At 69.8% G+C, this 16,755-nt stretch carries 21 protein-coding genes and 1 pseudogene; 13 read left to right on the top strand and 9 right to left on the bottom strand.

The features are described from left to right. Positions 1-54: 54 nt before the first annotated feature. Positions 55-276 (top strand): annotated as a pseudogene (locus ACYCO6_RS27590) (metal ABC transporter permease); the annotation flags it as partial. A gap of 266 nt (positions 277-542) precedes the next feature. On the opposite strand, the gene ACYCO6_RS27585 reads toward ACYCO6_RS27590, so the two are convergent. Then, positions 543-1,205 (bottom strand): 3-oxoacid CoA-transferase subunit B, encoded by a 663-nt coding sequence (locus ACYCO6_RS27585; protein WP_459765279.1) that lies wholly within the window; start codon positions 1,203-1,205, stop codon positions 543-545. Positions 1,206-1,230: 25 nt separating this feature from the next. Continuing rightward, entirely contained in the window at positions 1,231-1,971 is a 741-nt protein-coding gene (locus ACYCO6_RS27580) for a CoA transferase subunit A (RefSeq protein ID WP_459765277.1), read from the bottom strand. Between the two features lie 306 nt (positions 1,972-2,277). Between ACYCO6_RS27580 and ACYCO6_RS27575 the strand changes: the two genes are divergently transcribed. Together ACYCO6_RS27575 and ACYCO6_RS27570 are read left to right on the top strand one after the other, a co-directional pair. Further along, entirely contained in the window at positions 2,278-4,110 is a 1,833-nt protein-coding gene (locus ACYCO6_RS27575) for an AsmA family protein (RefSeq protein ID WP_459765275.1), read from the top strand. Between the two features lie 64 nt (positions 4,111-4,174). Continuing rightward, positions 4,175-4,954, top strand: coding sequence for a DUF1499 domain-containing protein (locus ACYCO6_RS27570; RefSeq protein ID WP_459765273.1), 780 nt, complete (start codon positions 4,175-4,177; stop codon positions 4,952-4,954). 11 nt (positions 4,955-4,965) lie between these two features. On the opposite strand, the gene ACYCO6_RS27565 is transcribed toward ACYCO6_RS27570, so the two are convergent. Further along, positions 4,966-5,886, bottom strand: a complete 921-nt coding sequence (locus ACYCO6_RS27565; protein WP_459773760.1) for an MBL fold metallo-hydrolase — start codon at positions 5,884-5,886, stop codon at positions 4,966-4,968. Positions 5,887-6,354: 468 nt separating this feature from the next. Here ACYCO6_RS27565 and ACYCO6_RS27560 point away from each other — a divergent pair, with 468 nt between their 5' ends. Beyond that, on the top strand, positions 6,355-6,531 hold the full coding sequence (locus ACYCO6_RS27560; protein ID WP_459773758.1) for a DUF1328 domain-containing protein: 177 nt from the start codon (positions 6,355-6,357) through the stop codon (positions 6,529-6,531). A gap of 132 nt (positions 6,532-6,663) precedes the next feature. On the opposite strand, the gene ACYCO6_RS27555 is transcribed toward ACYCO6_RS27560, so the two are convergent. Continuing rightward, positions 6,664-7,017, bottom strand: a complete 354-nt coding sequence (locus tag ACYCO6_RS27555) for a NepR family anti-sigma factor (RefSeq protein WP_459765271.1) — start codon at positions 7,015-7,017, stop codon at positions 6,664-6,666. 173 nt (positions 7,018-7,190) lie between these two features. Here ACYCO6_RS27555 and ACYCO6_RS27550 point away from each other — a divergent pair, with 173 nt between their 5' ends. Continuing rightward, entirely contained in the window at positions 7,191-7,994 is an 804-nt protein-coding gene (locus tag ACYCO6_RS27550; protein WP_043349459.1) for a response regulator, read from the top strand. Positions 7,995-8,420: 426 nt separating this feature from the next. Continuing rightward, a complete protein-coding gene (locus ACYCO6_RS27545; RefSeq protein ID WP_459765269.1) occupies positions 8,421-8,786 on the top strand; it encodes a hypothetical protein in 366 nt (121 codons plus the stop codon). Positions 8,787-8,925: 139 nt separating this feature from the next. Here ACYCO6_RS27545 and ACYCO6_RS27540 read toward each other — a convergent pair whose 3' ends face one another. After that, positions 8,926-9,114, bottom strand: coding sequence for a con-10 family general stress protein (locus ACYCO6_RS27540; protein ID WP_010683678.1), 189 nt, complete (start codon positions 9,112-9,114; stop codon positions 8,926-8,928). 251 nt (positions 9,115-9,365) lie between these two features. On the opposite strand from ACYCO6_RS27540, the gene ACYCO6_RS27535 reads away from it, so the two are divergent. Further along, positions 9,366-9,572 carry a hypothetical protein gene (locus tag ACYCO6_RS27535; RefSeq protein ID WP_459765266.1) on the top strand — a complete coding sequence of 69 codons (207 nt, stop codon included), beginning with the start codon at positions 9,366-9,368 and terminating at the stop codon, positions 9,570-9,572. 6 nt (positions 9,573-9,578) lie between these two features. Here ACYCO6_RS27535 and ACYCO6_RS27530 read toward each other — a convergent pair whose 3' ends face one another. Then, on the bottom strand, positions 9,579-10,409 hold the full coding sequence (locus ACYCO6_RS27530; RefSeq protein WP_459765264.1) for an electron transporter: 831 nt from the start codon (positions 10,407-10,409) through the stop codon (positions 9,579-9,581). 79 nt (positions 10,410-10,488) lie between these two features. On the opposite strand from ACYCO6_RS27530, the gene ACYCO6_RS27525 reads away from it, so the two are divergent. Beyond that, positions 10,489-10,932 carry a cyclic nucleotide-binding domain-containing protein gene (locus tag ACYCO6_RS27525; protein WP_192706379.1) on the top strand — a complete coding sequence of 148 codons (444 nt, stop codon included), beginning with the start codon at positions 10,489-10,491 and terminating at the stop codon, positions 10,930-10,932. Positions 10,933-10,938: 6 nt separating this feature from the next. Here ACYCO6_RS27525 and ACYCO6_RS27520 read toward each other — a convergent pair whose 3' ends face one another. Then, a complete protein-coding gene (locus tag ACYCO6_RS27520) occupies positions 10,939-11,382 on the bottom strand; it encodes a VOC family protein (RefSeq protein ID WP_459765262.1) in 444 nt (147 codons plus the stop codon). 171 nt (positions 11,383-11,553) lie between these two features. Between ACYCO6_RS27520 and ACYCO6_RS27515 the strand changes: the two genes are divergently transcribed. After that, on the top strand, positions 11,554-12,234 hold the full coding sequence (locus ACYCO6_RS27515; protein WP_459765260.1) for a L,D-transpeptidase: 681 nt from the start codon (positions 11,554-11,556) through the stop codon (positions 12,232-12,234). 16 nt (positions 12,235-12,250) lie between these two features. On the opposite strand, the gene ACYCO6_RS27510 is transcribed toward ACYCO6_RS27515, so the two are convergent. After that, positions 12,251-12,505 carry a hypothetical protein gene (locus ACYCO6_RS27510; protein WP_459765258.1) on the bottom strand — a complete coding sequence of 85 codons (255 nt, stop codon included), beginning with the start codon at positions 12,503-12,505 and terminating at the stop codon, positions 12,251-12,253. Between the two features lie 190 nt (positions 12,506-12,695). On the opposite strand from ACYCO6_RS27510, the gene ACYCO6_RS27505 reads away from it, so the two are divergent. Then, positions 12,696-13,199 (top strand): thermonuclease family protein, encoded by a 504-nt coding sequence (locus ACYCO6_RS27505; RefSeq protein ID WP_459765256.1) that lies wholly within the window; start codon positions 12,696-12,698, stop codon positions 13,197-13,199. Positions 13,200-13,212: 13 nt separating this feature from the next. On the opposite strand, the gene ACYCO6_RS27500 is transcribed toward ACYCO6_RS27505, so the two are convergent. Beyond that, positions 13,213-14,328 carry an AI-2E family transporter gene (locus tag ACYCO6_RS27500; RefSeq protein WP_459765254.1) on the bottom strand — a complete coding sequence of 372 codons (1,116 nt, stop codon included), beginning with the start codon at positions 14,326-14,328 and terminating at the stop codon, positions 13,213-13,215. A gap of 289 nt (positions 14,329-14,617) precedes the next feature. On the opposite strand from ACYCO6_RS27500, the gene ACYCO6_RS27495 reads away from it, so the two are divergent. Genes ACYCO6_RS27495 through ACYCO6_RS27485 form a run of 3 tightly spaced genes read left to right on the top strand, consistent with a single transcriptional unit; the run spans position 14,618 to position 16,543 of the window. Beyond that, a complete protein-coding gene (locus ACYCO6_RS27495) occupies positions 14,618-14,926 on the top strand; it encodes an acyl carrier protein (protein ID WP_459765252.1) in 309 nt (102 codons plus the stop codon). 25 nt (positions 14,927-14,951) lie between these two features. Next, entirely contained in the window at positions 14,952-15,419 is a 468-nt protein-coding gene (locus tag ACYCO6_RS27490) for a 3-hydroxyacyl-ACP dehydratase FabZ family protein (protein ID WP_459765250.1), read from the top strand. Beyond that, positions 15,416-16,543: a beta-ketoacyl-ACP synthase gene (locus ACYCO6_RS27485; RefSeq protein WP_459765248.1), complete on the top strand. Its 1,128-nt coding sequence runs from the start codon at positions 15,416-15,418 to the stop codon at positions 16,541-16,543. Before ACYCO6_RS27490 ends, ACYCO6_RS27485 begins: the two co-directional genes overlap by 4 nt. Positions 16,544-16,755 lie beyond the last annotated feature (212 nt).

The following is a 16,755-nucleotide window of genomic DNA, read 5'->3' as shown; positions in this document are numbered from 1 at the left end:
TCGAGCGCGGCCTTTGCCGCCTAGGTCGAGCGCGTCCGCGGCACCATCGACAAGGCCCCCTCGGGCGGCGAGCGAACCCTGACGGTGAGCTATGGCAAGGACGGATCCAAAGAGATCGTGGTGCCGCCCTCGGCACCGATCGTTGCCTTCGAGCCGGCCGACAAGGCGATCCTGACGCCCGGGTCCAAGGTCTTCGCCGTGGTCGCCAAGGACAGCGCCAAGGCCGAGGGCAAGCTCGTGGCTGTCGGCAAGGATGGCCTCACCCCGCCGATGTAATGCCGACGGTCCGCCCGACGGGACCCGTCGGGCGGACCGGCATGGTCCACGACACTGGGTCTGTCACAGATCGATCGGGTGATCCCAGCCGCGCCCTCATCCTGAGGCGCCGGAGCGCAGCGGAGGCCTCGAAGGAGGCCTCCAGAAGGCGCCGTGATCCCTGGTGCCCTCCTTCGACGCTACTGCGCAGCACCTCAGGATGAGGGCGAGGATTGGAAGGCCTCAGATCACGATGCCCGGCGAACGGTCTCGCCGGGCATCAGATGTCAGCCCTTCAAGGCGACCGTGAAATCCGCTTCGGTCTTCTTGCGGATCTCGTCCTCGGTGACGCCGTCGGCGAGCTCAATGAGCTTCATGCCGCCGTCACCCTTCTTGTCGATCTCGAACACGCCGAGATCCGTGATCACGAGGTCGACCACCCGCGTGCCGGTGAGCGGCAGGTCGCAGGCCTTGAGCAGCTTCGGGCTCTCGGTGCCGTCCTTGTTCTTGGCGACGTGCTCCATCACCACGACGACGCGCTTCACGCCCGCCACGAGGTCCATGGCGCCGCCCATCCCCTTCACCATCTTGCCGGGGATCATCCAGTTGGCGAGGTCGCCGTTGCCGGCCACCTGCATGGCGCCGAGGATCGACAGGTTGATGTGCCCGCCGCGGATCATCCCGAAGGAATCGGCGGAGGAGAAGTAGCTCGTCGTCGGGAGCGCGGTGATCGTCTGCTTACCGGCGTTGATCAGGTCCGGATCTTCTTCGCCCTCGTAGGGGAACGGACCCATACCGAGCATGCCGTTCTCCGACTGGAGCTGCACCGACATGCCCTCCGGGATGTAGTTCGACACCAGCGTCGGGATACCGATGCCGAGGTTTACGTAGAAGCCGTCCTCCAGCTCCTTGGCGGCGCGCGCCGCCATCTGCTCGCGGGTCCAGGCCATCGTCTTCAGCTCCCTTCCCGTCCGATCAGTGCGTGCCGCCGCCGGCCGCGGCGGCCGGGGTGCTGTCGCCGCGCTTGCGCGTCGTGCGCTGCTCGATGCGCTTGTCACGCACGCCCACGTCGATGATCCGCTTCACGAAGATGCCGGGCGTGTGGATCGTGTCCGGGTCGATCTCGCCCGGCTGCACGAGGTGCTCCACCTGCGCCACCGTCACCTTGGCGGCAGTGGCCATCATCGGGTTGAAGTTCCGCGCGGTCATCCGGTAGCGCAGGTTGCCCTCCGTATCACCCGTGTGCGCGTGAACCAGGGCGAGGTCGGCGAACAGACCGCGCTCCATGACGTATTGCTCGCCGTCGAACTCGCGCACCTCCTTGCCCTCGGCGACCTTGGTGCCGACGCCGGTCTTGGTGAAGAAGGCCGGGATGCCGGCGCCGCCCGCGCGGATCCGCTCGGCGAGCGTGCCCTGCGGGTTGAACTCGATCTCCAGCTCGCCGCCGAGATACTGCCGGGCGAACTCCTTGTTCTCGCCGACATAGGACGAGATCATCTTCCGCACTTGGCGGGTATCCAGGAGCTTGCCGAGGCCGACGCCGTCGATGCCGGCATTGTTGGAGACGACGGTGAGGCCCTTGACCCCCGAGAGGCGCACCGCCTCGATCAGTTCGTCCGGGATGCCGCACAGGCCGAAGCCGCCGCACATCACCATCATGTCGTCGCGCAGGAGCCCGGCCAAAGCCGAGGCGGCGTCCTTGTAGACCTTCTTCATCAAACCGTCCTTTTCCCGCCGGATCCGACCGGCCGAAACTTCGGGAAGCGCGTTTCCTCGCGCCTGCTCTTCCTGATTCCGCGAGCGAAATCCAGTGCTGCGCCGCTCGAGCCCGTGCGGTCCGGCACGATCCGTAACCGGCACTGGCTGGGGAGGGCGCGGCCTTCCTCCGCCGGCCCCGCAGACAAGTCGGTCTGGGGGCGCTAAAAGGCCCTCTCGACGTGCAGACCCAGCCGGGCCGCGACGGCTTGAGGGGCCTGGCGCGAAACCGGCTTCCGGCCGCAGCCGCGGCCAGTCCGGAGTATGATGCCGCTGCGCCGCCCCATCCTCGCCCTCGCTATCGGAAGCCTGGTCGTCGCCGGTCTCGGCCTGCGCGACTGGTCGGTCGATGGCGACCGGGCGGCGGCCTTCGCGGGCCAGGCCTTCGGCGCTTACGGCCTGTCGCTGAGCGTGCAGGGTCCGGTGAGCCTGACGCTGCTGCCGCTGCCCCGTCTGACTCTCGGCCGCGTGCGCGTCACGTCCGGAGGCGCCGGGCCGGCGCTCGCCGAAGGCGGCCGACTCGTCATCGACCTCGATCCCGTCAGCCTCCTCGCCGGGCGCGCGGCGATCGGAGGCCTGCGCCTTGAGGGCGCGCGCCTGTCGGCGGACATGGCCGCCTGGAGCACACCCGTCGCGCGCGTCGCCGAAGAGATCCGGTCCGGGGTGACGGCCCGGCCGCGCCGGATTACCCTGACCGGGGGGCGCCTTGCCGAGGGCGGAGAGGCCGAGGATATTGCCCTGGACATCACCTGGCCGTTCTGGAGCGCGTTCGTCGAGGGGCACGCAAGCCTGAATTGGCGGGGCGTGCCGACGCGGATCGCGCTCACGCATCTGCGGCCGGCCGACATCGCCCAGGGACGGCGCAGCCCCTTCATCGCCGAGGTGACGTGGCCCGGCGGCAGCCTCGCGGCGGACGGCACGATGGAGCCGCGCGCGGACGGAGGCGCCATGCCCACCCTCGCCGGGCGCGCACGATTCGAGACACGCTCGCTTCGGGAGAGCCTGTCCTGGCTTCGGCGGGACGCGCCGCTCTCGCCGCTCGCCAGCTCCTTCTCGATCGACGGCCGGTTCGAGATGGCGGATCGATCCATATCCTGGCCCAGCTTGCGCATCGGTCTCGGCCAGAACGTGCTTGAGGGGGCAGGTGCCGTCGCCCTCGGGGCAGGCGACGCGCCGCGGCTCTCGGTTCAGGCGACTCTGGCAGCCGAGACGCTCGATCTCGCACCCGTGGCGGCCGACCTCGCGCAGTTCCTCGGGCGCGAACCCCTGCCACTGGCGCTGGCGCCGCTCACGCAGGGCGACCTCGACCTGCGCCTTTCAGCCGCCGAGGGCCGGATCGGGCCGGTTCAGGTTCAGGATCTGGCCGCGAGTGTCCTGGTGCGGGACGCTGCCATGGAAGTGGCGGTGAACCGGGCCCGGATCCAGGACGGCACGTTCAAGGCGCGCGTGATGCTCGCAAGCGGCGCGGACCCAGCCGAGACCGAGGTCCGGACGCAGGGAAGCCTCGACCGCGTCGATCCCGGCACCATCCTGGGCGAGATCGGTGCCGGGCACTGGCTGGTCGGACCCACGCAGGGGCATTTCGCCCTGGAGGGCAGCGGCCGCGACAGCGCGAGCCTCCTCAAGCATCTTGGCGGGCGCATGAGCCTCGCCATCGAGGGCGGCGCGATCATGGGGCTCGATCTCGCCGATGTCATCCATCGCAACGGCGCTGTCGCTCCCGGTGCGCTCGCGCGCCGGAATGGCCGGACGGCCTTCGAGCGGGCCACGGTCACGCTGCGCTTCATCGACGGCATCGGCGAGATCGCCGAGGCAGGTCTGCTCGGGCCCAACGTCAGGGCCACCCTGCACGGGCAGGTGTCCCTGCCGGCCCGCCGGCTCGACGCCAAGGGGGATCTTGCCTTGCGGCCCCCGGCCGAGCCCGCCCGCGGACTCCTGTTCGAGGTGTCCGGTCCCTGGAGCGCACTGACCGCGCAGACCATCCCGCCCGGCGAAGTCGCCGATCCGGCCGGCCGATCCGGCGAGGCGATGCTGCCCGATCCCCTGAAGCTGCCCGCGACGCTCGGCCTCTCGGGGAATGCCCGTGCCTACGCACCGTAGTGCCGCGATGGCGCTGCCCTCGGCCAAGCTCTAAGATCCGGCTCCAACCTCCACCGTGACCCCCATGCGCCGCCTGCTCATCGAGGAACCCGTCACCCGCGCGGGGCCGCTGGCCCGGCGGCTCGCGGTGTTCTCCATCGTCGCCACCGGGATCGCGCTGATCCTCGTCCGGGATCCACGTTCGGATACCGATGCCGCGCTCGCGGCCCTCGTGGCGGGGCTCGTCGTCGCGCTGGCGGCGGCGGTGGCGGCCGTCTTCGCCTTCGTGCGGGTCTGGCGGGAGGGCGCACGTGGCCTCGGAGCCGCTCTTGCCGGGCTTGTCCTGGCGCTCGTCGTCCTGGGCTACCCGGCCTATCTCGGCCTGCGCGGCCTGCGCCTGCCGGCCCTGTCGGACATCAGCACCGACATCGACAACCCGCCCGCCTTCTCGCGCTCCCGGGCGGCTTTCGCGGCCCGCGGCGGGCGCTACCCGCCGGATCCGGGGCCGGCCCTCCGCGAGCGCCAGCGCGGCGCCTATCCGCAGATCGCGCCTCTGACGCTCGACATCGGCGCTGACGAGGCTTTCGAACTGGCCCGCCAGGCCGCCCTCAAGCGTCACTGGCAGATCGTCGAGGCAATCAGGCCGGGCGGACGCACCGGCAACGGCCGGATCGAAGCGGTGGCGCGCGGCCTGATCCTGAACCTGCCCGACGACGTCACCGTGCGGATCCGCCCCCGGGCGGACGGAGCGCGGATCGACGTCCGCTCGGCCTCGCGGCTCGGCGGGCGCGACTTCGGCAGCAACGCCGACCGGATCCGCGCCTATCTCGACGACGTGGCCAACCTCGCCCTCGCGGTGAAGTGATCCGGCTCGGCTCAGGCGAGAGCGTAGCGCGCGTCGAGGCTCGGCGCCCCTTCGCAGGCCACGAGTCCGCGCCCCACCAGATCCTCCAGATGGGCGAGGACCGACAGCGCCGCCGCGCCCCGCAGCCGTGGGTCGAGCCCCTGATAGATAGCCGCCACGATCTCCGGGATGCGCGCATCCCCGGCGGCGATTCGACCGCGGATCGCCGCCTCGCGCTGGCGGCGATGACCGGCGAGGCCGCGCAGGAACCGGGCCGGCTCGTATACCGGACCGCCATGGCCCGGCCAGTAGACCGTCTCGGTACGCCCGCGCAATTTTTCGAGCGACGTCATATAGGCGCGCATTTCCCCGTCCGGCGGCGCCACGATTGTCGTCGACCATGCCATGACGTGGTCGCCCGAGAACAGGGCCTGCGCCTCCGGCAGCGCGAAGGCGAGATGGTTCATCGTATGGCCGGGGGTCTCCACCGCCACGAGGGTCCAGCCTGGTCCGGCGACGGTGTCGCCCTCTCTCATGATCCGGTCGGGGGCGTGCGCACGGTCGGCGCTGGCATCGAGCCGCGGCGCCTCCTCCGCCGTGAGCGGTCGGGTAGCCCGGTGCGGACCGCAGCCGACGATGGGCGCCCCGGTGTGGGCGGCCAGCAGCCGGGCTCCCGGCGAATGATCCCGATGGGTGTGGGTGACCACGATGGCCTCAACCCGCTCGACGGCAAGGTCCTGAAGCAGCCCTTCGATATGGGTGGCCTCGTCTGGGCCGGGATCGAGGATCGCGACGCGGCCATGGCCGACTACGTAGGTACAGGTCCCGCTCGCCGTGAAGGGGCCGGCATTCGGCGCGACCCTCCGGCGGATCAGCGGCGCCACGGCTTCCAGGCGTCCGGCCGGGGGCATGGAGGGGTCGAAGGTCAGGCTACACTCGTCCTCGTCCGCCATCGCGACCCCGTGCGGCACCCTCGGCGGTTCTAAAACTCGACCTGGGTCGGGGTAAAGCGCGGCTCGGGCGCCGCGATTGGATCGGTCAGCCGGGTTGGCCGGGACGGCGTGCGCGCACGCGGACCGGTACGGGAGCGGGCGCTGCGACCAAACCGAGAGCCGCAGCGCGCAGGGCGTCGCCCGCTCGGTCCGCGATCTCTGCGACACGGGCCGCCATCGCGGCGGCCTTCGATCGAACGGCTCTCTTAGCAGCTTGCACCATCACGGATCCCGGATTGAACCTGAAGACCTATCTTCGAACGCTATTGCCCCTGTCCCGTTCCGTCGCTCTACGCTGTGGCCGGACCCGCGCTCCGGATCCGCACACAGGACTGAGTGATGTCGGCGGAACCGGAGCGAAACCTTGGCGTTTCTGTGGTCAGAACGACGCGGCCCGCCCGCGTTGAGACTTTCGAAGGATACGAAACAATGCTCGGTTGGGCTGTAACTTTTCTCGTCGTCGCCCTGGTGGCCGCTCTGCTTGGTTTCGGCGGCATTGCCGGTACGGCTATGGAAGCTGCCAAGCTGGTGTTCTTCGTGGCGATCGTCCTGTTCGCGATCGCGGCCGTCGTCGGCCTGATGCGTGGCCGCTCGCCCACCCTCTAGGAAGTATTCGTAGCAGTCGGCGCTGGTGCCAAGCTGACGAATCCGGCCGAAAGCCGCCGCCGATTGCGGCGGCTTTCCCTGCTCTAGGGCTCGGTCGACGGAAGGTCGTTCGGTGCGCCGCGAAGCGGCATCTCAAGCTTTCTTGCTGTCGCCGCTGTCGAGTTTCGCGATGAGCTCGGCGAAGCGGTCCGGCACCGGCTGCTGCGCGATGGTGTCGTACATGGCGCGTAGCTGCGCGGCGATGCGATTGCGGGTGTGGTCACTCAGACTGCCGCGACTCGCCGCGCGGTCGACCCCTGAGGCGGCGGTGTAGCGGGTGGAGTCGTCGGCGTTGCTGTGCTGGGCGTCCGATAAGCGATCCGAAGCAGTTCCGGCGCGCGGATCTCGCGCGCCGAGACCCGCCTCCTTTCCCTGGTCCACCATCAATACGCCCCTTGTTGCCGAAGTCGGCTCGGCCGCATTGTGCTGCGGCTCGACATACGCCATGGCTGCGGCTGCAACGCCTGCCCGAAGGGATCGGTTCCGCCGGGGGGTGGAACGGAGTGCCGGCCTCCGCGTTGGGCGGTAGGCTGCGCAGGATACAAGCCGCCCCCGGCACACCTTCGGTCGAGGACCGAGGCGCTTGTGCCCGGGCAACACGGCGAGGCACAGGGGATCGAATGTCGACATCGCAACTCGTGGTACAGCACCTGCCGTACCTGCGCCGCTATGCGCGCGCGCTCACGGGGAGCCAAGTGGCCGGTGACGCCTACGTCGCCGCCACCCTGGAGACCCTCGTCAACGAGCCGGACACGCTCGGCCGGAGCACCAACATCAAGGCCGACCTGTTCCGGGTCTTCACCCGAATCTGGAACTCGCTCTCGGTGAACGGGCGCAGCGAGCAGGTCCAGCACGATCTGCCGGCCGAGGTCCGCCTCGGGCAGATCACCCCCCTGCCGCGGCAGGCCTTCCTGCTCTCCTGCCTCGAAGGCTTCTCCGAGGAGGACGCCGCCATCATCCTGGGGGTCGATGTCTCCGAGGTCCGCGATCTCGTGGATGAGGCCGGCCGGGAGCTCGCCGCCGACATGGCCACCGAGATCCTCATCATCGAGGACGAGCCGCTCATCGCCATGGATCTCGAGGCGCTGGTGGAGGGGCTCGGCCACAACGTCATCGGCGTGGCCCGCACCCGGACCGAGGCGATCAAGATCGCCGGCGAGGGCAAGCGCCCCGGTCTGATCCTGGCCGACATCCAGCTCGCCGACGGGTCCTCCGGTCTCGACGCAGTCAACGATCTCCTGAAGACCTTCGAGGTGCCGGTGATCTTCATCACCGCCTATCCGGAGCGCTTCCTCACCGGCGAGCGGCCTGAGCCGGCCTTCCTCATCGCCAAGCCGTTCCAGCCTGCCAACGTCTCGGCTGTGATCAGCCAGGCGCTGTTCTTCCAGCAGACGGCTCGTCGGCGGGAGGCCAAGACGGCCTAGCTGGCTTCACTCGGAAGGCCTGGGGCGGTTCGCCGCCACGGGCGCGGGATCAGGGACTGACAGACCCCGGCGCGAGCCGGGGTTTTTTGTTGCCGTTGCGTCGGACGCAAAAAAACGGGCCGGAGATGGCTCCAGCCCGTCGTCAAGGTTCCGGCCGATGCACAAGGGGAATGCGGGGAGGACCAGGTGGCCGGGTGCTGAGGAAACGGCCGCCGCCTCGTGAGGTTCCGGAGCGCGCGCTTTTTCGGCGAAAGTGACTTCAATATCACAGGGGACGGCTGTGGATGGAGCGCGTGCGCCGACGCACCAATGGCCGAGCTGTGATTGAATACTCAGAAGAGACAGAAGCGAGACAGTTCAGGAACTCGCGATTGCAGGACGCGTTATCAAAACATCCTGTCAAGCTCTCGGTGCGAGGTCGGGGCAATGCTGCGGTCTGGTTTCCTTCTCGGGTTGAGTGCTCCTGCCGCTCTTCTCACCCTGCTGGTCCAGCCGGTGGTCCGCGAGACGGCCGATCACTGGACATCGCCTGCAGTCACGGCGCCGGCTCAGCAAGCGGCGCTCCCGGGTATGCGCCCGGTTTCGCTGGCCATCAGCCCGACCCGCGTCGCGGGCCTGCAGCGGGCGGAGACCCGGCCTGCTCCAGTTGCAGGTGAAGCGCAGGAAATGGGCATCAAGCCGATTCTGAAGCAGCCGCCGCGCCGCCTTGTTCGCGAGGGATGCGAGACCGCACTGAGCTCCCTGGTCGGCCCCGAGGCACGGCGTATGACCCCGGGCCGCTGCATTTCCTGATCCCGGTTCGCGCTGGACCGCACAGCAAAAGGCCCCGCCATGACGGCGGGGCCTTTTGCTGTGCGAAGATTGCCTCGAACGAAGACGGCGCCGGTCCGGAGGACGCGGCGCCGCTACGTGGTCAGGTTACGGTGTCGCCTCACTCGGCGCGGCCGGTACCCGTGGACTGGCCACCCTTGCGCCCGGCGGACGAGGCGAGTTCGCGATCCTGAGAGAATGAGCGCTTCTCGGCGGGCACGCTGCGGCCGCCCTTGCTGGCAATCTCGCGCTGCCGCTCCAAGTCCATCGAGGCAAAGCCCCGCTTCGAGGTCGAATTTCCGGATGCCATCAGTTCCTCCTCAGGCTTCGCTTCACCCCGCAACAACCTTCAGCAATAACCAAGGTTCCTCTGTCGAGACCTAGCCAAGCTTCGCGCAACTAAGCTTGGCAGCAACCGCGGTCTAGTTTGTCGCGTTGGTCACGGATCGACCTGGGTAGACACCCGTATCGGCCCGGAACGGGGCGATGGAGGCTTTGCGAGCCGCCCCACCCGATCGAGGGGGCGTTCGGCGAGGCGGCACAGCAGGAGGCTTTTCCAGCATGACGAACCGCAACATGGTGAAGGATGCCGCTGGCGGCGGACCGGAAGTGCGGCCGAACACGCCGCCGCTGCCGCCGATGCCGGCTCCCGAAGATGCCGCCAGGCCGACGACCCGTGAGGAGCCGGTCGATTCCCCGCACCTGAATGCCAGCCTCAAGCGCGACGCTCCCGCGCCCGGCGAGCAGGGGCTGTCGACCGAGCGCTGACCCGGTTCAGCCCTGGCCCGCGCGCGTTCGCGTCAAGCGTGTCAGGCCGAAGATGAGCAGGCCGATCGCCAAGATCGTCACGATGCCGGCGATCGGTAGGATGCGCTGGATGAGAGGCGTGTAGATGCCGCGGGCCACATCGAAGCCGTAGCAGAGCAGGGCGAGGCGATCACCCAGCCCGCCGATGCGGCCTTCGCCGGCTTCGATGAGGGCCAAGCGCAGGTCCCGCCCGTTGAGCGTGAGCGGCGAGAGCACCCGGGCCACCCGGCCGTCGCCGGCCAGCAGCAGGGCGGCGGCCGGATGGGCGAAGCTGTCGGTGGCGACATCGTAGACCATCGTGTAGCCCAGGGCGGCGGTCAGACGGGCGAGGGCGGCGTCCGACGCGATCAGCGCCCGCGGCCGGACGGAGGCCGCGCGTTCGCCCAGCGTCTCCGTGAGCATGCGGCGCGCGGCCGCGGCATCGTCGCGCGGATCGATCCCGACGAGCACCAGCGCGTAGTCCCCGGCGGCGAGGCCGGTCGCCGCCAGGGCATCGGCCGACATCGAGACCATGGGATCGCAGACGTTGCCGCAGGTGTAATCCACCGGGAGCAGGAGGGCGGCCCGGCCCCCGAGTGCCTGCCCGAGGGTGGTGGCTTGCCCGGTGAGCGCGTCGGTGACCCCGAGATCGAGGGGCGCCCTGGCTCCGGGCGGAGGTGCCACCGCCACGCGGGCGAGGTCGGCCTGGGCCAGGCGGGCGCAAGCCGGCCCGGCCGCGAGAAGCGCGCCCAGAAGCAGGAGCGCACCGGGGCTTCGGCGCAGCACGGCGCGGGCTGCGACGGGCGCAGGGCTGGACAAGCGCCTGACGAACCGCATGGATGCACAGGCCCATCCGGACCCGCTGTCCCGGGCCCGAGACCCGTCGCGGAGCCACCCTATGACCCTCGACACCGAGGTTTCCTCCCTGAAGCAGGTGCCGCTGTTCCGCGAGGTGGAACCGGCGCGCCTGAAGCTCCTGGCCTTCACCAGCGAGCGGGTGCATTTCGAGCCCGGGCAGCGCTTCTTCGCCCGCGGCGACGTGGCGGATGCGGCCTACGTAATCCTAAAGGGCACCGCGGAGGTCAGCATCGATGGGCCCGCCGGCCCGGTGCGGCTCGCACTGCTCGGCCAGGACGCCCTCGTCGGCGAGATGGGCATCCTGGCCGAGCAGCCGAGGTCCGCCACCGTGACGGCGGAATCCGCGGTGACCGCCCTGCGCATTGACCGCGGCGTGTTCCTGGAATTGCTGGCACAGTTCCCCCAGATCAGCATCGCCCTCATGCGCGTGCTCGCGCTGCGCCTGGAGCAGACCAATCAGGCGCTCGCCGAAAGCCGCGGCTGAAGCGCGTCAATCCGCCGGATAGGTGATGAACTCCAGGAGCGAGCCGTCCGGATCCCGGAAATAGACGCTGATGCCGGCTCCCGCGGCGCCGTGCCGCTCCACCGGGCCGAGTTCCACCGGGACGCCCGCCGCTTCGAGATGCGCCATGGCGGCCTCGATCGGACCCGACCAGCGGAAGCAGAGATCGCTGTTGCCGGGCATGACGGGCTCCTTCGCCACCGGTTCCGCGTTCACTCCGGGACCATGGCAGTTGAGCTGCACGCCGCCGAACCGGTAGGCGAAGCCTGGGCCGCGCTCGATGATCTCGGCGCCGACCACATCGCGGTAGAAGGCGTTCGAGCGCGCCCAATCGCTGACGTGGATCACGCAATGATCGAGGTGGATGGCCGGGCTGAGCGGCGTCGCGGGCGCGACCGTCGCCTCGGCGGGAAGAGTCTCGGTCTCGGGCATGGCTCACCTCCGCGGTGACCTCGCCGAGGCCCCGCCGCGATTCTGAATTAGGGCGCAACCGTGACCGTGGGAGCGGGCCGCGCGCCGCTGGCTGCGGCGGAAAAGCTACATCGTCGTCGGCGGCGAGACGGTAGGCATGGCCCGAGGACCGTATCCCGAATGACAGATTGCATGACCGCGACGCCCCTCTCGACCTGGAGCCGAATTCGCCGGATCCTTCTCTCGCGAATCCTGCTGGCCGTGATGGCGATCGCGCCGCTGGCCGCCTGCCAAACCCGCCCGATGCAGGTCGCTCAGGACGACGATTCGGCCTGGTACATCGGCACGAAGCCCGACAAGCCCTACGACATTCCCCTCGTCGATACCCAGCGCCTCGACCCGAAGTACCGCCGCCAGCAGGTCAGCTACGACGGCCCGGAGAAGCCCGGCACGATCGTCGTCGACATCGACAAGCGCCAGCTTCTCCTCGTCCAGGCGGACGGCACCGCGATGCAGTATGGGGTCGGCGTCGGCAAGGCCGGCTTCTCCTGGAAAGGCGAGGCGCGGGTCGGCCGCAAGGGTGTCTGGCCGGACTGGAGCCCGACGACCACGATGGTCTCGCTCCACCCCGACCTGCCGCGGACCCGCAAGGGCGGTCTGGACAATCCCCTCGGTGCGCGCGCCCTGTATCTCTACCAGGGCAACCGCGACATCCTGTTCCGGATTCACGGCACCAACGAGCCCTGGAGCATCGGCGAGCAGATGTCGTCGGGCTGCGTCCGAATGCTCAACGAGGATATCGCCGACCTCTACGAGCGCGTGCCGGTCGGAACACGCGTGCTGGTCAAGCGCAACGGCAAGTACCGGGTCTGACGGAAGCCGGCCGCGATCAGCCCGCGGGTTTCGCGGCGCCGGGCGCGTCCGCAGCGGATAGCGCCCTCGTCAGCCGGCCGAGCGCTCCGCGGTCGAGGTCGCCCGGTCTGCCATCGGGCGCCATCCCGTCGCTCGCGAGAACTGCGGCGGCCGTGAGGCCCCGCGGTACGGTTCCCGCGATCGGCGGGCCGGATCCGATGACGTAGCCCGCCCAGATCAGCAGGCCGGCGCAGAGCGCGAGGGCGCCGAGCAGGGTCTTGACGAACCTCATGGACCTTCAACGAAGGCCCGGAAGCGTCGTTCCGCCGTCCGCGTCGGCAACGCTTCCGCAACCGGGCGGTGGCACGCTCCCCGTGCGGACCCGCTCCTCGCATGCTGCAGTGCCGAAAAATTCGCCACATTGGTCGGCGACCCTGCCTGCACCGAGACACCCGCAGCCGCCTATCTTGGACAGGTTCCCGATGCTGAGACCGATGCTCGCCCTGCTTCTCCTGAGCGGTCCCGCCGCCGCGGCCGGGACGATCAGCGGCCCGGCGACAGTGATCGACGGCGACACGATCGAGGTGCATGGCACGCGCATCCACCTCTATGGGATCGATGCCCCCGAGACGGGGCAGAGCTGCGAGACCGCGAAGGGCTTGGAATACCGTTGTGGCCGCGAAGCCGCGCAGGCCCTGCGCGCGCATATCGGCAGCGCCGTCGTCACCTGCGAGCGGCGCGAGGGCGCCGTCGGGGGGCGCATCACCGGGATCTGCCACGCGCACGGCGAGGACCTGTCCGCCTGGATGGCCGCGCAGGGCTACGCGCTGGCCAGCCGGCACCTGACGACGGCCTATGTCCACCAGGAGGGCCGAGCCTGGGCCACCCGCCGCGGCATCTGGGCCGGCACCTTCGAGAAGCCGGCCGATTGGCGCCAGGATCGGCGCCGGGTCGAGGCTTCGGCCGCAACGAGCGCGGCCGACTAGCTGCGACGGAGGCTCACGCCGTCTCGTCGTGCCCTTCGGTGAACTCCCGCCACAGCAGGACCAGGGCGGCCATCACCGCCGGTCCGACGAACAGGCCGAGCAACCCGAAGGTCTCGACGCCGCCGAGGATCCCCAGCAGCACCCACAGGAAGGGTAACTTCGTGGTGCCGCCGATCAGGGCCGGCCGGACGAAGTGGTCGGCCACGAAGGTCACGACGAGACCCGCCACCGCCACAACGATGGCCGCCGTCGCCGAGCCCGCCGCCACCAGGAGAAGCGTCGCGATCGCGATGGCGAGGGCGGCGCCGAACGGGATCATCGCCGCTACGGCCGTGAAGGCGCCGAGCAGCACCGGATGCGGGACGCCCGCGAAGTAGTAGACGACCCCCAGTACGAAGCCCTCACCGATACCGACCAGAACCAAGCCGTCGACTGTGCCGTGGACCGAGGCCACCATCTGGCGGGCGACGCGCTCGCCGCGCGGTCCGAACAGGCGGTGGCAAGCGGTCAGAGACTGGTCCCGCACCGTGCGCCAGTCGCGGAACAGGAAGAACAGCGCCACGAGGCTGAAGCCGAACAGGACGATCCGGTGCACCACCTCGCGCCCGAAATTCCGCGAGGCTCCGAGCACCGAGTGGTTCTCGAACCGGTGCAGCAGGTCCGAGCCCGCCTGGGCGTGACCGAGGTTGTCGTTCCACCACGCGGTTGCCTGCGCGGCGCCGTAGGGCAGGCGTTGGAGGAATTCGGGCGCCGGGATGCCGTTAGCCTCGGCATTGCGCACGAACTCGGCCACGTCGTGAGCCTCCCGGGCGGCCTGCACGCCCAGGATGGCCAGTGGCGCCAGGAAGACGAGCGCCACCGCCGTCGCCATCAGGGAGGGTAGAAGGATGTTGTGCTTGCCCGGCGGAAATCGATGTTCCAGGCGGGTGTAGAGGGGCCACAGGGCGATGGCGAGCACCAGCGCCCAGGCGAGCGCGGGCAGGAATCCGTGCAGGATCCACAGGCCGAGGGCGGAGAGCGCAAGGACCAGGAGGACCCGGGCCGCCCCCTGTGAGCGCGCCCGCTCGGGCTGCGCGGGCGGGGCCTCGATCCGCGCCGGCGGGGCGACGGGCTTGGTGATCGGTGGCATCCGTCTGATCTCCTGGGACGCACTGTCTCACCCGCCGGCTAGGGCCAGCGCGGCCGGAGCGTGCGCGCGTCTTCGCACGCGACATCGCGCGCTTGTGGACAAGCCCAGAAACGCCGAGGAACCGCTGCGGTTGCCGCCCCTGACACCCTCGTGTAGAGGTCGCCGCCATCCGACGGGGCCGCGTATGAGGGCCCGTATACGCGCAGGTTGGCCGTGCGGGGCGCGAGCGCCTGGCGGCGAGGAGGCTCCCGCACAACCGACCCGGAATTCGAACAGCCCGCGAGAAGACATGTCCGACGAGCCCGCCCACGGCAGCGCCACCTTCGAGCGTGTGGCCGATATCATAGCTGAGACTGCCGACATCCCGCGGGAGAAGATCACCCCCGAGAGTCACGCCATCGACGACCTCGGCATCGACAGCCTCGCCTTCCTCGACATCGCCTTTGCGGTCGACAAGGCCTTCGGGATCAAGCTGCCGCTGGAGCGTTGGACCCAGGAGGTCAACGAGGGCAAGGTCCCGGCGGAGGAGTACTTCGTCCTCAAGAACCTGTGCGCCCGCATCGACGGCCTCGTGGCCGAGAAGGCCGCCAAGGTCTGACGCCAGAAGCGCGGCCGGTCCCCTCATGCGCCTCGAATATTTCGAGATGATCGATTCCGTGCGGCTCCTCGACCGGGCCGCCGGCCGGATCGAGGCGCTCGCGCGGGTGCCGCTTGAAAGCCCTGTCTTCGAAGGGCACTTCCCGGGCCATCCCCTGGTGCCTGGGGTTCTCCTCACCGAGACCATGGCGCAGGCGTCGGGCTACCTCGTCCTGGCCCATCTCGACTTCGCCCGGATGCCGTTCCTCACCGGCGTCGACAAGGCCCGGTTCCGGTCCTTCGTCGGGCCTGGGGCGGACCTCATCGTCACGGCGGACCTGGAGCACGACGGCTCGGGCTACGCGGTGACCAAGGCGGCGATCAGCCACGCCGGCAAGGCACTCTGCGACGCGGAGCTGCGCTTCCGCACCATGCCGTTCCCGAACGGGCTCGACGCACCGATGCGGGAGCGGGCGCGGGCGATCGGCCTGTTCCCGGACCCGGTGCAACCATGAACCGCGCGGTCGTCGTCACCGGCCTCGGCCTCGTCTCCTGCGCGGGCGAGGGAATCGCCGCGCATCTGGCGGCTCTCGACGCCGAGGCGGCACCCCGCACCGATACCGAGACCTTCGCGCCTTATCCGGTTCATTCCGCACCCGCCATCGCCTGGGATGGACAGATCCCCAAGCGCAGCGACCAGCGCCAGATGGAGGCGTGGCAGCGGCTCGGCGTCTACGCGGCCGGGCTCGCCCTCGACGCTGCGGGGGTGAGGGAGGATGCCGCCTTCAAGCAGGCGCTCCACCTCGTCGTGGCGGCAGGCGGCGGCGAGCGCGACTATGCGGTCGACGGGGCGATCCTCACGGGCCTTCGCGACGCGGCCGATTTCGGTGCCTACCTGAACGAGCGGCTGCAGAACGACCTGCGCCCGACGCTGTTCCTGGCCCAGCTCTCGAATCTGCTCGCCGGCAACATCGCCATCGTGCACGGGGTAACGGGCGCGTCGCGGACCTTCATGGGTGAGGAATCCGCCGGTGTCGATGCCCTGCGGATCGCCCAGGCGCGGGTCGCCTCCGGCCAGATCGACGCGATCCTGGTCGGTGGTTCCTACAGCGCCGAGCGCCCCGACGTGCTGGTGATCCACGAAATGGGCGGCTTCCTCGCCCGCGGCGCCTATCGGCCGGTGTTCCAGCGCGGCGAGTCCGGCGGTTTCATTCTCGGCAGCTGCGCGGCCTTCCTGATGCTCGAAGCGGAAGCCCATGCGGCCGCCCGCGGCGCCCGCGCGCTGGCCCGACTGGACGCGGTGGCGAGCGACCGCACGCGGCGCACGCCCGGGAGCGTCGCCGCCAGCCTCGATGTCCTCTGGCGGCAGGCCGGGATCTCGGCTCCCAATCGCATCCTGTCCGGCGCGACCGGCGTCGCGCCGATCACCGGGGAGGAGCAGGATACCCTCGCGCGGCTCGCGCCCGGGGCCCAGATCCGCGCCCTCGGCGACGTGATCGGACACGGACTCGAAGTCGTGGCGCCCTTCGGAGCGGCCCTTGCGGCCGGTCTCGTGGCGGCGGGGACCGCCCGCGAGGTCGTGGTGACGACGATCGGCCATCGCCGCGGCGAGGGCGTGCTGCGGCTGGTTCCGGCCTGAGCGACCCCCGCCCGTCGCACGGCACTTCAACCGGAGGCAAAGTTTTCAAGCGTTTTCGATCGGATTGATCCCGCTATCCCTTTGTTAAAACGGTCGTTCCAGAGGCGATGATCGCGATTTTTGGTGCAGATATTCGCGTTCCTTCGGGCGTGCTGCGGGCCGAAATATTTCTTCGCGCTTGCCAACGAGCGGCACACCGTCTATTTCAACGG

This window comes from Methylobacterium sp. CM6257, assembly GCF_054611515.1.
This window is presented reverse-complemented; position numbering and strand designations above follow the sequence as displayed.

Coding starts and splice junctions, on each gene's coding strand:
- ACYCO6_RS27560 (WP_459773758.1), top strand. CDS start 6,355: ATGCTCGGTTGGGCTGTAACTTTTCTCGTCGTCGCCCTGGTGGCCGCT.
- ACYCO6_RS27555 (WP_459765271.1), bottom strand. CDS start 7,017: ATGGCGTATGTCGAGCCGCAGCACAATGCGGCCGAGCCGACTTCGGCA.
- ACYCO6_RS27535 (WP_459765266.1), top strand. CDS start 9,366: ATGACGAACCGCAACATGGTGAAGGATGCCGCTGGCGGCGGACCGGAA.
- ACYCO6_RS27520 (WP_459765262.1), bottom strand. CDS start 11,382: ATGCCCGAGACCGAGACTCTTCCCGCCGAGGCGACGGTCGCGCCCGCG.
- ACYCO6_RS27570 (WP_459765273.1), top strand. CDS start 4,175: ATGCGCCGCCTGCTCATCGAGGAACCCGTCACCCGCGCGGGGCCGCTG.
- ACYCO6_RS27505 (WP_459765256.1), top strand. CDS start 12,696: ATGCTGAGACCGATGCTCGCCCTGCTTCTCCTGAGCGGTCCCGCCGCC.
- ACYCO6_RS27575 (WP_459765275.1), top strand. CDS start 2,278: ATGCCGCTGCGCCGCCCCATCCTCGCCCTCGCTATCGGAAGCCTGGTC.
- ACYCO6_RS27525 (WP_192706379.1), top strand. CDS start 10,489: ATGACCCTCGACACCGAGGTTTCCTCCCTGAAGCAGGTGCCGCTGTTC.
- ACYCO6_RS27550 (WP_043349459.1), top strand. CDS start 7,191: ATGTCGACATCGCAACTCGTGGTACAGCACCTGCCGTACCTGCGCCGC.
- ACYCO6_RS27515 (WP_459765260.1), top strand. CDS start 11,554: ATGACCGCGACGCCCCTCTCGACCTGGAGCCGAATTCGCCGGATCCTT.
- ACYCO6_RS27485 (WP_459765248.1), top strand. CDS start 15,416: ATGAACCGCGCGGTCGTCGTCACCGGCCTCGGCCTCGTCTCCTGCGCG.
- ACYCO6_RS27585 (WP_459765279.1), bottom strand. CDS start 1,205: ATGGCCTGGACCCGCGAGCAGATGGCGGCGCGCGCCGCCAAGGAGCTG.
- ACYCO6_RS27580 (WP_459765277.1), bottom strand. CDS start 1,971: ATGAAGAAGGTCTACAAGGACGCCGCCTCGGCTTTGGCCGGGCTCCTG.
- ACYCO6_RS27500 (WP_459765254.1), bottom strand. CDS start 14,328: ATGCCACCGATCACCAAGCCCGTCGCCCCGCCGGCGCGGATCGAGGCC.
- ACYCO6_RS27565 (WP_459773760.1), bottom strand. CDS start 5,886: ATGGCGGACGAGGACGAGTGTAGCCTGACCTTCGACCCCTCCATGCCC.
- ACYCO6_RS27495 (WP_459765252.1), top strand. CDS start 14,618: ATGTCCGACGAGCCCGCCCACGGCAGCGCCACCTTCGAGCGTGTGGCC.
- ACYCO6_RS27540 (WP_010683678.1), bottom strand. CDS start 9,114: ATGGCATCCGGAAATTCGACCTCGAAGCGGGGCTTTGCCTCGATGGAC.
- ACYCO6_RS27510 (WP_459765258.1), bottom strand. CDS start 12,505: ATGAGGTTCGTCAAGACCCTGCTCGGCGCCCTCGCGCTCTGCGCCGGC.
- ACYCO6_RS27545 (WP_459765269.1), top strand. CDS start 8,421: ATGCTGCGGTCTGGTTTCCTTCTCGGGTTGAGTGCTCCTGCCGCTCTT.
- ACYCO6_RS27490 (WP_459765250.1), top strand. CDS start 14,952: ATGCGCCTCGAATATTTCGAGATGATCGATTCCGTGCGGCTCCTCGAC.